Origin of the sequence: Bifidobacterium stellenboschense (assembly GCF_000741785.1) — a bacterium.
GTDB classification, from domain to species: Bacteria; Actinomycetota; Actinomycetes; order Actinomycetales; family Bifidobacteriaceae; genus Bifidobacterium; species Bifidobacterium stellenboschense.
The window spans coordinates 231,553-245,308 of sequence record NZ_JGZP01000014.1 but is presented as its reverse complement, the minus strand read 5'-3'; the positions used below and the strand labels follow the sequence as shown (position 1 = coordinate 245,308).

The 13,756-nt window shown below is 63.6% G+C and carries 11 protein-coding genes; 4 read left to right on the top strand and 7 right to left on the bottom strand.

The annotated features are described in order from the left end of the window. Positions 1–95 precede the first annotated feature (95 nt). Positions 96–2,288 (bottom strand): glycoside hydrolase family 36 protein, encoded by a 2,193-nt coding sequence (locus BSTEL_RS07545; protein WP_034528975.1) that lies wholly within the window; start codon positions 2,286–2,288, stop codon positions 96–98. A gap of 428 nt (positions 2,289–2,716) precedes the next feature. On the opposite strand from BSTEL_RS07545, the gene BSTEL_RS07540 reads away from it, so the two are divergent. Further along, positions 2,717–3,166: a type II toxin-antitoxin system HicB family antitoxin gene (locus BSTEL_RS07540; protein WP_202962076.1), complete on the top strand. Its 450-nt coding sequence runs from the start codon at positions 2,717–2,719 to the stop codon at positions 3,164–3,166. A 232-nt stretch (positions 3,167–3,398) separates the two neighbouring features. Here BSTEL_RS07540 and BSTEL_RS07535 read toward each other — a convergent pair whose 3' ends face one another. The 5 genes from BSTEL_RS07535 to dnaB all read right to left on the bottom strand — a co-directional run bounded on the left by BSTEL_RS07535 (position 3,399) and on the right by dnaB (position 9,785). Next, a complete protein-coding gene (locus BSTEL_RS07535) occupies positions 3,399–5,099 on the bottom strand; it encodes an ABC1 kinase family protein (protein ID WP_238567667.1) in 1,701 nt (566 codons plus the stop codon). A 253-nt stretch (positions 5,100–5,352) separates the two neighbouring features. Continuing rightward, positions 5,353–5,646, bottom strand: coding sequence for a phasin family protein (locus BSTEL_RS07530; RefSeq protein WP_034528972.1), 294 nt, complete (start codon positions 5,644–5,646; stop codon positions 5,353–5,355). A gap of 75 nt (positions 5,647–5,721) precedes the next feature. Then, the gene (locus BSTEL_RS07525; protein ID WP_034528969.1) at positions 5,722–6,474 is read right to left on the bottom strand and encodes a type 1 glutamine amidotransferase; all 753 of its coding nucleotides are present in this window, start codon (positions 6,472–6,474) and stop codon (positions 5,722–5,724) included. Between the two features lie 234 nt (positions 6,475–6,708). Then, positions 6,709–8,181, bottom strand: coding sequence for a Mur ligase family protein (locus BSTEL_RS07520; RefSeq protein ID WP_034528966.1), 1,473 nt, complete (start codon positions 8,179–8,181; stop codon positions 6,709–6,711). A 5-nt stretch (positions 8,182–8,186) separates the two neighbouring features. Beyond that, entirely contained in the window at positions 8,187–9,785 is a 1,599-nt protein-coding gene (gene dnaB / locus BSTEL_RS07515; RefSeq protein ID WP_420796398.1) for a replicative DNA helicase, read from the bottom strand. A gap of 125 nt (positions 9,786–9,910) precedes the next feature. Between dnaB and BSTEL_RS07510 the strand changes: the two genes are divergently transcribed. The 3 genes from BSTEL_RS07510 (at position 9,911) to BSTEL_RS07500 (ending at position 13,226) form a co-directional block, all read left to right on the top strand. Beyond that, entirely contained in the window at positions 9,911–11,281 is a 1,371-nt protein-coding gene (locus tag BSTEL_RS07510) for an ATP-binding protein (RefSeq protein WP_034528964.1), read from the top strand. Between the two features lie 264 nt (positions 11,282–11,545). Then, positions 11,546–11,731, top strand: coding sequence for a hypothetical protein (locus BSTEL_RS07505; protein ID WP_034528961.1), 186 nt, complete (start codon positions 11,546–11,548; stop codon positions 11,729–11,731). 136 nt (positions 11,732–11,867) lie between these two features. Next, positions 11,868–13,226, top strand: a complete 1,359-nt coding sequence (locus BSTEL_RS07500; protein ID WP_034529186.1) for an ATP-binding protein — start codon at positions 11,868–11,870, stop codon at positions 13,224–13,226. Positions 13,227–13,572: 346 nt separating this feature from the next. On the opposite strand, the gene BSTEL_RS12895 is transcribed toward BSTEL_RS07500, so the two are convergent. Then, entirely contained in the window at positions 13,573–13,704 is a 132-nt protein-coding gene (locus BSTEL_RS12895; protein ID WP_274518543.1) for a hypothetical protein, read from the bottom strand. Positions 13,705–13,756 lie beyond the last annotated feature (52 nt).

Below are 13,756 nucleotides of genomic sequence, written 5' to 3'. Positions count from 1 at the left end.
GTTGTTGGTTGGGTTGATGGTTGGGTTGATGCAAGTCGTCGCCCCCGCCGGCGGGGGCTCCCGCGAAGCGGGTGGGGGTGGTCCGGCGATCCGAATCAGTTCTCCGGCCGGATCAGGAACGTGCGCGAGGCGTACCCGTCTCCGGGAACCTGCACGCCCGCCGTACCGTGGACCGCGTCCCAGTGGACGGGCCACGTCTCGACGCCATGATCGGGGAAGATCGGCGTGATCGTCGCCTTGCGGCCCGCGTAGCGCGCGAGGTCGAGCGCGACGGTGCCGCCGTCGGAGTCGCGGTCCCATACGGTGACGAGCGCGTAGTCGGGCGCGGCGAGACCGTAGGCGAGGACCTTGTCGTTCCAGCCGGGCAGGCCGAGCGGCCAGAACGGCGTGGCGTGCGCGATGACCGGCTGCACGTACGTCTTGTACCGCGCGATCGATTCCTCGACGAGCGTGCGCTGTTCGTCGCTCATGCGGTTGATGTATCCGGACAGGAAGTAGCGGCCGAGGAACGTGGTGTTGATGTTGACGGCGCTTTCCTCGACGCCCATCGTGGACTGCGGGTAGGCCCAGCTGCCGGCCTGTTCGGGCAGGACCATCATCGGCGCGGTGGCGGCGATCGTCGGGTAGAGGCGGAAATCCTGCTGGTCGGAGGTGGACTGCACCTGGAAGCGGGAGGTCTGCGCGAAGTCCTCGCGCATGCCGCCGGACGAGCAGTTCTCGAGGATCAGGTCGGGGTGGCGGCGGTGCACGCCGTCCACCCAGTCGAGGTAGGCGCGGTTGTGGCCGAGCAGTCCGTCGCCGAGCGAGTCGGAGTCGACGTCGGTGCCCATGCCGGGCTGCACGTTGTAGTCGAATTTGAAGTAGCCGACGCCGTAGTCGTCGACGAGCCGGTCGACGACCGTGTCGAGGTGGCGGCGCGCCTCGGGGCTGCGCAGGTCGAGCACGTAGCGTTCCTGTTCAACGACGCGGTGGCCGTTGCGCTGGAAGAACGCGGAGTCGGGGAGCTTCGCCGCCATCGGGCTCTTCACGCCGATGACCTCGGGCTCCAGCCACAGTCCGGGCACCATGCCGGCGTCGCGGATCGCGTCGATGACCTCCTTCATGCCGCCCTTGCCGGGGAAACGGGTCGTGCTCGGCAGCCATTCGCCGACGGACGGCCACCAGTTGCCGGTGTCGTCGTACCAGCCGCAGTCGATGCAGAAGATCTCGATGCCGACCTTCGCGGCGGCCGCGATGAGCGGCAGTTCCTTGGCGGTGGTCGGGTCGCCGTAGATCGTGTTCATGTAGTCGTTGAAGATGACGCGCGGCTTGTCGTTGTCGATGTGGTTCGGCTGCGTGCGCATCGCGCGGCGGTAGGCGGTCACGGCGCGTACGACGCCGTCGAAGTCGGCGGCGAGCGCGACGGACGCGGGCACGGTGGTGAAGCTTTCGCCGGGACCGAGGTTCTTCGCCCAGCCGTGGTCGACGTTGGTCGGGCCGGTCAGGGCCATGTAGGCGTCTTCGGTGTCTTCGCCGATGTCCCAGCGCCAGGCGCCGTTGTGTTCGATCTGGAACAGCCATGCGAGGCCGAATCGCTTGGATTCCATGACGGCGAGCGGCGCGAAGCGGCCGGTGGACCAGGTGCTGGTGGAGACGACGCGGTGTTCGCCGCGCGGGTCGACGTTGGTGAGCTGCTGCGCCATGACGGGGAAGTAGTCGCGCAGCGGCGTGGCATGCCAGCGGCCTTCGGCGAGCCAGTCGTACTTGCCTTCGATGGACTCCCATGCGGCGAGGTCGGCCTTCTGTCCTTCGGGTGCGCCGAACGCACTCGCCCAGTTGGTGACCTGTTCGATGCTCAGCGGCACGTCGGCGCGGGTCGCGGTCGGGTTGACGGTGCCGGTCGGGTCGATGGTGTCGGCGGCGGCCGCGGCGGCGGTGTTGGTGATGGTCGCGTAGGTGCGGAACATCGGCACGCCGACGGGCAGCTCGTAGGTGACGGTCACGTCGACGTGCGCGGCGGTGTCGGCCACGTCGATGTCGAGGCGCTTGACGCCGCGCTCCTCGCTTTCGTGATGGCCGACGTAGCGCAGGTCGCGGCCGAGCGTGGTGTGGATGAGCTTGTCGCACGCGATCCAGTGGCCGGTGCCGGCGACCTCCAGCTCCACGATCGGGATGCGGTGGTCGAGCACGGAGGTCACCGTATTCGCACCGTCCTTCGCCGTGACCGACGCGATGGTCACGGGCGCGTCGTCGCCCCATTCGAACCGTAGGGTGAGCGCATCGTCGCCCCACGAGAAACCGTTCGCCATTGTGTTCCTCCCTGCGCGTAGGCGTCGGCGTCGCCGCCCACACCTGCGCGCACCCGATCGGGTTCCGTCCCGCGGCCGTACCTCCCGACGTGTCGTCGTCCGGAGACATGGCGTACATTGCGGCGCTTCACCCGATGCCGTGTTCACGTTTGTTGAGGAACACTATATTTTTATACCGGTATAAAGTCAAATTGACAGGGCCGCTTTGGCTTTATTTGCGGCGTTTCTTGACTTATTGACATGGTGTTATTTTCACCGTTTTCATTATTGCAAACGAGTGCAGGGTGGTATATGACACCCAACGCAGGTCGCGGCAGGCGGGGCACCCGCTTCGGGAAGCGCAGTGGCGGACACATTCCACTGCCGCGCATCATGACATTCGACCGCCCGTCACTTGCGGTCGGCGGCATAGTGGTATCATCAACGATATGAGTGGAAACAGGAAGACCGAATCTCGGAAAACCGCCGCGCGCGCGGACGGCGCGGCCGTCATCGCGGCGCAAACGGCCATGGCCACGGCATCGGATGCCGGCGCCACCGCCCCCGCCAATATCCCGGACGTCAACCATTACGCGTACCGCATCCGCTGGGACGGCAAGTCCGAGCGTTTCGTCGCCTCGTGCGCCGAACTGCCGGACGTGACGTTCGAAAGCGATTCGCAGCTGGAGGCGTTCGTCGGCATCCGCAACGCGGCGGAGGCCGAGGTCAAGCGGCTGGCGAAGGCCGGCGAGGAGGCACCGGAACCGCTGTCGGAACGCCGGTTCTCCGGCCGCATCCTCGTGCGCATCCCCCCGGAGCTGCACCGCGCGCTGACCATCGAGGCCGCCGAACAGCACATCAGCCTCAACCGCCTCATCTCCAACCGCCTCGCCGGCTGATTCCTCCTCCGCCAGCCGCTCTCGTCCCCGCCGGCAGGGTGGAGGTGGCCCGGAGACCGTACCGATTCTCCCCGCCCCCGCCGGCGGGGGCTCCCGCACAACAGGTGAAGGCGGCGGAGAAAACCGGCTGATACCTTCTCGCCCCCGCCGGCGGGGGCTCCCGCGAAGCGGGTGGGGGTGGTCCCGGGCTGATCCGGAGACCGTGTCGCCCACGCGCCCCCGACAAGCCCGCTCACCGTCGCTTCTGTTTGCGCCCCTTCAGGTAGATGTCGGCGACGATCCAGCAGCCGAGCACGAACGCCACCACGTATCCCATGAATCCGACGATCGGAATGCCGAAGATGATCGGCTTCATGCCCGCGTAGTACACGATCGACGATCCGATGAACAGGCCGACCACGATCAGCGCCATCGTGAGCCTGTTCACCATGTCGCTCAGCAGCTGGAACGGCTCCTGCGAGCCGACGAGCTCGATGTTGGTGCGCAGCTGCCCGCGGGTGAGCATGCGGGCGGCCACGTTGAGCTCGCTCATCGCGCCGAGCGCGCTGTGCAGCGCCTCATGCCCCTCCACGCCGAGGGATTTCAGCTCGTCCGTGACCATCTGCTTGGGGCTTTTCGACGTGGCGATGTGCTTGGAGATGATCTCGATCATGTTCACGTTGGGGATGAACTCGTCGAGCAGTCCCTCCAACGTGACGAGCGCACGCCCCACCGTGGTGACGGTGCTCGGCACTTCGATGCCATGCCGGGCGGCGAGGTTGGTGAGTGCCGTGATGAACGCGGCGATGTCCAGATCGGCGAGGTCGACGGTGCCGTACTCCTTGACGATCGTGTCGAGGTCGGCGAGCAGCGACGGATAGTCGGCCGGGTCGGCTTCGGCGCCGGCGAAGCGCAGGAGGCCGTCGGCGAGTTGCGGCGAATCCTGTTTGGCGACGGCGAAGATCATCTCCTTCATCACGGCACGCGTCTTCGCGTCGAGCCGGCCGGTCATGCCGAGGTCGATGAGCACGATCTGCCCGCCGCGGATGATGATGTTGCCCGGGTGCGGGTCGGCGTGGAAGAAGCCGTCGTCGAGGATCTGCGTGGCGTAGTTGTCGACGAGCTTGGTGCCGATGTCGTTGAGGTCGTACCCGGCGGCGATGAGCTTGCCCGGATGGGAGACGGAGATGCCCTCCACGTATTCCATGACGACCACATGCTCAGTGCACAGGTCCGGGTAGGGCGTCGGGCAGTCCATGTATTTGAAGGGCGCGGCGAACCGTTTGAATTCGGCGAGGTTGCGCGCCTCCACGAGGAAGTCGGTTTCGGACTGGAATGTGTCCCACAGCTCTTCGACCACGCCCTTCAGGTCGACGATCTGCGTGTTGCGGAACACCTTGGTCGCGCCTTTGGCGATGGAACGCATGATGGACACGTCCTGCGCCATGGTCTCGCGCACGCCGGGGCGCTGCACCTTGACGGCCACATCCTCGCCGGTGACGAGCGTGGCGCGATGCACCTGGGCGAGCGAGGCGGAACCAAGGGGCTTGGAGTCGATGTGGCTGAAGATCTCGTCCACGGGTCTGCCGTATTCAGCGGCCAACGTGTCGAGCACGGTCTCGTAGGGCATGGGGTCGGCGTCGGCGCGCAGTTTGGCGAGTTCGTCGCAGAAGCTCTGCGGCAGCATTTCGGAACGCATCGAGAGAATCTGGCCGACCTTGACGAACGTGGGGCCGAGCGCTTCGAACATAAGACGCATTTTGACGGGCGTGAGGCCTTTGAGCGCGTCGAAATGATTGACGATGCGCACGATCTGCGCGAGTCGTTTCGCCTTGCCTCGCCGCGTGAGATGGTAGCGTGCGGCGAAATCGTCGCGACGCGGCCCGAACAGTCCGATGGTCTCGTTCTGGGTGGTGTCCCACACCGGCACGGGCACGGGGATGTCCGGGGAGATGCGCGAGGCGCCGGTCTCCTGCAGCGGCGGCTGTTCCGCCGACTGTGCCGTCTCGGACGACCGCGACGGCGAGGCCTCTGCCGGTCCGCCGTTCGCCCTGCTCGTCTTCCGCTTCGACGATGCGTTCGTGTTCGTCACGGTGCGTCTCCTTGATCGGGCTTGAATCGCGGCGACCGCCGGCGGATTCCCCCACATGGGTGGAGAATCATCCGCCGGCGGTCGTCAGCGCAACTGGATGGGAAGCTGTCGGCGCTCAGGCCTCGTCGCTCGGCTTGTCCGCCGGCTCCTCCGGCTCTTCGGCCGGAGCGTCGGCGGCCGCGGCCTTGGCGGCGCGTTTCTCGTCGTCCTTGGCAGCGTCGTTGACGAGCGACTCGCCCACCTTGCGCTTGAGCTCGGTGTTGAGGCTCTTGCCCTGTTCGACGGTCAGCTCGCCTTTCTTGACGAGATCGTCGACGAGTTCGCTGCCCTTCTCGTATCCGGTGGCGAGGGCGCCGATGCCCGCCAGCACGACCTTGCGCAGGCCGTCACCCAAATCGAAGTCTGCCATAGTGTCCCTCCTTCGTGAAGGTCGCGCACGGCTCGATGCCATGCGCACGTACTCTTAGCCTACTACTACCGCGTACTACCGAGGTCGTGCCGCGGCCACTTTGCGCGCCTGTTCGGCGATTTCGTCGATGCGTTCGAGTTCCTCGCGCTGCTCGCGGGTCTGGTCGGCGGTGCCGAATTCGCCGTACCGGCGTTCGGCGGCCACGCGGATGAGATAGTCGGCGATGGCGGGGTTCTTCGGCAGGAGCGAGCCGTGCATGTACGTGCCGATCACGTTGTTCATGCGCGCGCCTTCCGTATGGTCCTCGCCATTGTTGCCACGGCCCTCCTCGTCCACGCGGCCGAGCGGGTCGACGCCGGCGCGCAGGAACGTCTGCCCGGAATGGTTCTCGTAGCCGATGATGTCCCCGAATTCGTCGGAATGTTCGACGAGGTTGCCGATCATGCGAACGTCGCGGCCGACGGTGTGCGCCTGAATCACGCCGATGCCGTCGAGACGTGTGCCGTCCACGGTCTCGAAGTATTCGCCGAACAGCTGGTACATGCCGCAGATCATCAGCATGGGCACGCCGTCGGTGGCGAGCGCGCGCAGTAAGTCGGCGCGGCGGAAGAAGTCGTCGATGATCTTCTTCTGGCCGGTGTCCTGCCCGCCGCCGCCGAGGATCATGTCCACGTGTTCGGGCCATTCGTCGCCCTGGTTGTAGGCGGTGACGCGCGGCTCGTAGCCGTAGAGCGCGAGCCGGCGCGTGATGGTGAGCACGTTGCCGGAGTCGCCGTAGATGTTCATGTCCTTCGGGTAGAGGGACATCACGTCGATTACCTTGCCCATGTCTTCATTCCTTCCATCCAAGTCTTCCGTCCCCGCTGGCGGGAGGCATCTCCCGGCTGTCGCCTTTCCACCGGAAACCGAGCCGGCTTTGTTTGCCCCTCCCGCTGGCGGGAGGCATCTCCCGGCTGTCACCTTCTACCGGCGACCGGGCCGGCTTTGTTTGTTCCTCCCGCTGGCGGGAGGTGGCGCGAAGCGCCGGAGGGTGGTCACGGTGCCGATTACGGCCCCGGCCGTTCACTCCCCCACGCCGGCGTCCGCCACGTCGGCGATGCGGCCGAGCGCGGCACGCACCTTGAGCATCGCCGTGTACGTGCAGTAGATGTGTTTCGGCGTGCCCGGGTTCGCGTGTACGAACAGGTTCAGCGCGGATTCGATGTCGGTGTCGGTCGCGGCGACCGGCACCTGATCGTAGGCGAGGCGCAGCGCCATGTCCCATGCGCGCACGCCGGACACCTGCGCGACGCCGGTCCCGCGCAGCGAGGTGAAGTCCACGTCCCACAGCCAGCTCATGTCGCGACCGTCCGCGTATTCGTCGTTGATGACGATCATCGTGTCCGCGCCTTCGGGCGGGAAGCTCGCCAGGGAGAGGCGGAAGCCCATCGGGTTCTTGACGAGCAGCAGTTCGACCGGACTGCCGGCCGCTTCGATGACCTCACCGCGACCGAACGCGGGCGTGACGCGGGCGACCGCGCGGATGAGCGCGTCCGTGCCCGAGTCGGCGACGTGCCTGAGACGTTCGCGGAACGCCTCGCCGCCGGCGGGCGCAGCCGCCGTGCGCGCTCGCGGCGCGTCGGCGACGACCGCGCGCACGACGGCGAGCGCGGCGGCCGCGTTGTACAGGTTGTACACGCCTTCGAGCTTCACGTCGGTCGTGTGCTCGTCGCCGTCCAACCGGAACGTGGCCCGATGGTCGCCGAACGCCGTAAACGTCACGTCCGCCGGCAACTCCACCGCCTCGCCCTCATCCTCCGACTTCCGGACCGTCTCGGCCTTCTCTTCTCGCCCCCGCTGGCGGGGGCTGTCGGTCGCAGACCGACTGGGGGTGGTCTCGGCGGCCTCTCCTTCCACGCTCACGGTGGTGGCCATGTCGTCGTCGGAGGGGAAGAGCTTCTTCAACTCGTCGGACAAGCCGAAGTAGCGTACCTGCGTGCCTGCGGGCGTCAACGCGGCGAGCGCGGCGATGCGCGGATCCTCGCGGTTGAGCACGACGGTGCCGGTTGTGGTCTTGGCGACTTCGCCGAGCAGTCGCGCCGTGTTGTCGATTTCGCCGAAGCGGTCGAGCTGGTCGCGCATCACGTTGAGCAGGAGCGCGTAGCGGGGTTTGACCTGTTTGACGAAGTGCACGGCGTACGCCTCGTCGAGTTCGAGGACGGCGATGTCGGCGTCGAGACGGCCGCCCAGCGTGACCTGCTGGAGCAGCGCGGAGACGACGCCGCGCGTGAAGTTCGAGCCGGTCGGATTGGTGAACACCTTGAGGCCGAGGTCGGAGAGCATCGAGGCGACCATGCGCGTGGTCGTGGTCTTGCCGTTCGTGCCGGAGACGAGCACGACGCCGAGCGGAAGACACCCGAGCGTGCGCGCGAGGAAGCCCGGGTCGATGGTCTCGATGACCTTGCCGGGGAATGCGGATCCGCCGTGGTGCAGCAGGCGGGACGCCCAGCGTACGCCTTTGCCGATGGCGGGTGTGGCGAACGAATTCCATGCCATGTGTCTCATACCCCCTGTCCGCCGGAGTTGTAGTCCTGCGGCATGTCCTTGAATTTCGATGTGGCGCCGAGGAACGCCAGGTGGAAGGTCTCGGTCGGTCCGTTACGGTGCTTCGCCATGATGATGTCGGCCTCGCCCGGGCGGTCCTCCTTGTCGTAGAAGTCGGGTCGGTGCACGAGGAACACCACGTCGGCGTCCTGCTCGATCGAACCGGATTCACGCAGGTCGGAGAGCTGCGGCTTCTTGTCGTTGCGCATTTCGGGGCCTCGGTTCAGCTGGGAGAGCGCCACGACCGGCACTTCCAGCTCCTTGGCGAGGAGCTTCAGCGCGCGGGAGAACTCGGAGACCTCCTGCTGGCGGCTTTCGACCTGCTTGCCGGAGGTCATGAGCTGCAGGTAGTCGATGACGACGAGTTTCAGATCATTGGTCTGTTTGAGCCGGCGGCATTTCGCGCGAATCTCCATGAGGCTCATGTTCGGCGAATCGTCGATGAACAGCGGGGCGTCGTCGAGTTTCGACCAGAAGCCGTTCAGTGTGTTCCAGCGTTCCGGCGTGATCTCGTCGGCACGGCGCAGGGCGCCGAGCGGGATGTTCGTCTCGGCGGAGATGATGCGCTGGGCGAGCTCCACCTTGCTCATCTCCAAGCTGAACACGATGGTGGTCATGTGGTGGTGGAGGGCGGCGGCGCGGGCGAAGTCGATGCCGAGCGTCGACTTGCCCATGGCGGGGCGGCCGGCGACGACGACCATCTGGCCGGGTTGGAGGCCCTGCGTGAGGTCGTCGATGTCGCGGAAGCCGGTGGGCACGCCCTTGTTGACGAGTCCCTGCTGGAGCTTGTCGAGCTGGTCGAGCGCGTCGTGCACGACCGGGCCGATCGCGGCGTAGTCCTGGCGCACCTTGCCGACGCTCATCTCGTATACTTCGGCCTGCGCGAGGTTGACGACGTCCTCCGCCTGTGAGCCTTCGGCGGAGTAGCCGAGCTGCGCGATCTTGGTGCCGGCGGCGATCACGTTCCTGAGAATCGCGCGCTGATGCACGATTTCGGCGTAGTACGTGGCGTTCGCCGCGGTGGGTACGGAGGCGACGAGCGAATGGAGGTAGTCGGTGCCGCCGACCTTCTCCAGTTCGCCGCTTTTGAGCAGTTCGTTCGCCACGAGCACCGCGTCGACGGGCTGCGAGGCGGAGAACAGGTTGATGATCGCCTCGTAGATGGTCTGGTGCTTCGGCTGGTAGAAGTCGGTGACCTCGATCATCTGGGAGACTTCGCCGATGGCGTCCTTGCTCATGAGCATGCCGCCGAGCACTGCCATCTCCGCGTCGTCGTCGTGCGGGGGCACACGGTCGAACAACGCGTCCCTCACCGGCGTGCCGGTCGCACCGGGCACGTAGCCGCGACCGTTCCCGCGGCGCGCGCGACCGCCACGGTCGCCGCCGCGGTAGGGGCGGTCCGCGGGCTCGTCGCCGCCGTCGTACGCGCGACCGGCGCCTGCACCGTCGGCGGGTTCGTCGAAGCCGCCGTCCGCACCGCCGAAATCCTCTTCGGGAGGTGCGAAACCGGCGTCGCCGTCGTCATGCGGTTCGTCGTTCCAAGGTTCCTCAGCCATAGGGCACAGTATAGATATGTTGACATATATGTCGTAACCGATGGAACAGATGTCATATCTTCGCTGATATTCAATGAAGATACGGTATAATCTTCATTGAATATCAGTGAAGAATGAGGTCCGCCATGTCGTTGTCGTCATTGATCGCCGAGTATCTGGACTTCGCCGTCCCCACGTACATCGAGAGGCCAAGCGCGACACTCGACGTCCCCGCCCCCGCACGCAACAATGTGATACATACCATCACCGGCGTGCGCCGGTGTGGCAAGACCTACGCCATGTACCAGCTGATGAATCGTCTCATCGAAGCCGGGGTGCCACGCAACCGAATACTCCACTTCTCGTTCGATGACGACCGCATCATGCCGTTCTCCGACCACACACTCGCCGACCTGTTGGACGAATACTATCGCATGGTGCCCGAGGCGCTTGACGGATGCTATCTGCTGTTCGATGAGATACAGGAGGCACCGTATTGGACGAACTTCGTGCGTAGGGTCGCCGAACAGCATAACGTCACCATCGTGCTGACCGGATCATCGTCGAAGCTCCTTTCCTCCGACATCCCCACCAATTTCCGCGGCCGTTCGCTATCCCGCGAGATGTGGCCTCTGAGTTTCCGGGAGTACTGTCTCTTCCAGAACATCGACACGACCGACATCGGCGGAGAATATCCGTCTTCGGTGCGTCGACCGCTGCAGACGGCTTTCGCCGAATACCTGAACGTCGGAGGGTTCCCCGCAGTTCAGCATATGGGCGCATTGGATCGCATGCGTCTGTTGCAGGGATACGCGGATGAAATCGTCACCAAGGACGTGCTGGAACGATTCGAGACCACGTCATTGCGCGTAGCGACGCGTTTCTCACGCAGCGCACTGCGCTCCACGGGGTTGAAATTCTCGGTGAACGCCCAGGTCAAGGCGCTGCGCGGCATGCGAGTGCCGATTTCGGGGAACAAACTCTACGATCTCCTCGACGACTTCGAAGATGCCCATCTGCTGTTCAAGGTCGGCGATTTCACGCTCTCCATCAAAGACAATCCACGATCCTCCAGCAAAGTCTACGCAGTGGATCCGGGATTGTCGTTGGCCGTCGCCCCGGCGAACCACATGGCTATAGGACAGCGACTGGAGACGGCCGTGTTCGTGGAACTGAAACGACGATACGGCGGCAACCGCAGCAACACCATCGCCACGTATTCGGCTGCGAATTGTCCTGAAGTGGATTTTGTCGTCGGCGACGAGGCGACCGGCGAACCGTATCAACTGATTCAGGTAGCCGCGCAGACCGGCTTGGATGCCACGACGGTCACCGATTTCGCCGAGCAGAATCTGAGCGCCAAATTCCGCAGCGAAATCGGCAACCTCGACGCCGCCATGCGCAACGCCGGTCTCTCCACGGGAACCCTGATCTCATTGGAAGAGGAAGGTCTGGTGACCGTGCCGGCCGGCACCATCGAAGTGGTTCCGGCATGGAAGTGGTGTCTGCGACGATAGAATCGTCAAACGTCTCCCCAGTGCGGACCGGCAACGGCTTGCAGGGATTTCTCGGGGAATCGCATCGCTCTTCCATGGGTCCCGCATCGTCGCATACATGTTCGCGAGGTTATATGTAGTCACCGGCGAACGACAGGCCGCCACGACGGAACAGACCATCGGACGGACGAAAGCGAACCGGCGAGGCCGAATAACTACGCACACATCCGTGAGCAACCTATACGATCATCGGAGATCGGGGCTCCGAAGAAGGGGACGGCCATCATGTCATACGAATCCATCGACAGCATCCAGGAGGCACTTGCCGGCAGGGAATTCGCCGATCGCGCCATCGGACACGACGCGGGGTTCACGCTGCATGCGACCACCAAACGGCCACGATTCCTCATCATGGCGACGATCGAACCGCATAGGACATCCGAACGAAATGATTTTGGTTTGCCTGTTTGACATCTCATAACTTAGGATTCGTGCAGATAGAGCAAATATTCAACTTGAGACTCGTGCAATTTTTCCATCGTCCTAAGTTAGGAATCGTGATATGATAGTCGTCATATTCCAATATTCCCAACGATTGCGAGCCGATATGTTCAAGCGTAAAATCTATGCTGCACTGAAACGCTGGAAGGACGAGTCGGCCGGCTCCACCGCGATGATGATCGAAGGAGCCCGACGCGTAGGGAAGAGCACAATCGCCGAGACATTCGCCCGCAACGAATACCGGTCACATGTGCTGATTGATTGGCAAAAGGCACCGCAGGCCGTAAAAGATTCCTTCCTGAACAACATGGATGACCTCGACGCTCTCTTCATGGACCTCTCCGTGTATTACGGGGTACGCCTGTACGAGCGAGAGACACTGTTCATATTCGACGAAGTGCAGCTGTTCCCCTTCGCCCGTAGCGCGGTGAAGCATCTCGTGGCAGATGGTCGATACGATTTCATGGAGACCGGCTCACTGATTTCAATCAAACGAAACGTCGACGACATCCTGATCCCCTCGGAAGAGGAATCCGTCAGCATGTTCCCACTGGACTTCGAGGAATTCCTTTGGGCAAAGGGGGAGGAGCTCCTCGCCGAGGCGGTACGACATTCATTCGATTCACGCCGCGCGCTATCCCCTTTGCTGGACAATAAGGCCGAACGTCTCTTCCGCGAATACATGTTGGTCGGAGGCATGCCACAGGCCGTGGAGCGTTATCTCGATACAGCCGACATGGGCAAAGCGGATCGGGCGAAGCGGCAGATTCTGCGCTTGTATACGCAAGACATCGAAAAATATGGGGGATCCGATAAAGAACGGGTCCGTCGCATCTTCGACGAGATTCCCAGTCAACTGTCCAAACACGAGAAGAAATTCACCTTGGCCGACCTGGGGGAGAACGCACGCGGTAGAGAATACCGCGACGCTTTTTTCTGGCTGGACGAGTCATATCTGGTCAATCGCTGCGTAAACGCAACCGACCCACATGTGGGTCTCAGCCTTCACAGCGAGGATTCATCCATGAAATGCTACATGGGCGATACCGGCCTACTGGTCACGCACGTGTTCGCCGACCGTACATACACATCAAACGAACTGTATCGGGATGTGCTGTTCGGCAAACTGGAAGTCAATGAGGGCATGTTGGTAGAGAACGTGGTGGCTCAGCAATTGCGCGCCTCCGGTCATCGTCTGTTTTTCTACTCGCGGTATTCACGCCAAGCCGAGGACCGGATGGAAATCGACTTCCTACTGGTCGGCGAATATGAAAACGCCGCGATGAAGGCCCGTATCTGCCCGGTGGAGGTCAAGTCCACGAAACGGTATAAGACCGTTTCCCTCGATAAGTTCAAAGCCAAGTTTGACAAACGTATCGGAACGCAATATGTTCTGCATCCCCGCCCCATGCGCGTGGACGGCGACAGGCTGTATCTGCCGCTGTATATGGCTCACTGCCTATGACGGCACGAATGGGAGGAGAGAAGCTAAGGTACAGACCAATGCGACTTGCCGGCTTTTCCCAGTGAATCGCATTGGTCTTCCATGGGTCCCGCATCGTCGCATACAGGTTCACGCGGTTATATGTAGTCACCGGCGAACGACAGGCTGCCACGACGGAACAGACCATCGGACGGACAAGAGCGAACCGGCGAGGCCGAACCCCTTCCGGCCCCATAACCATAACTGAACAACCTTTCTTCTTCCTCTCTCTCCTTCGCGGAAGGCCCGACGGTTCGTTGTGAACCGTCGGGCCTTCCGTTTCATCCGCGCCGCTTACCGGCGCGGGGTTACATTGCCGTGCGAACCGTCACGCGTGCAGGGCGCGCTTGGTGGCGCGGGACTTCGCGAACACGGTGCCGGCCGGCGGCGCATCATTGTCCTTCGCACCACCGTTGGTCGGTTCGACGACGCGCTTCATCCGTTGGACACGCAAGGCCACGCGCCACCCTAATGGTATGGGACAATTGACTACGCACACATCCGTGAGCAAC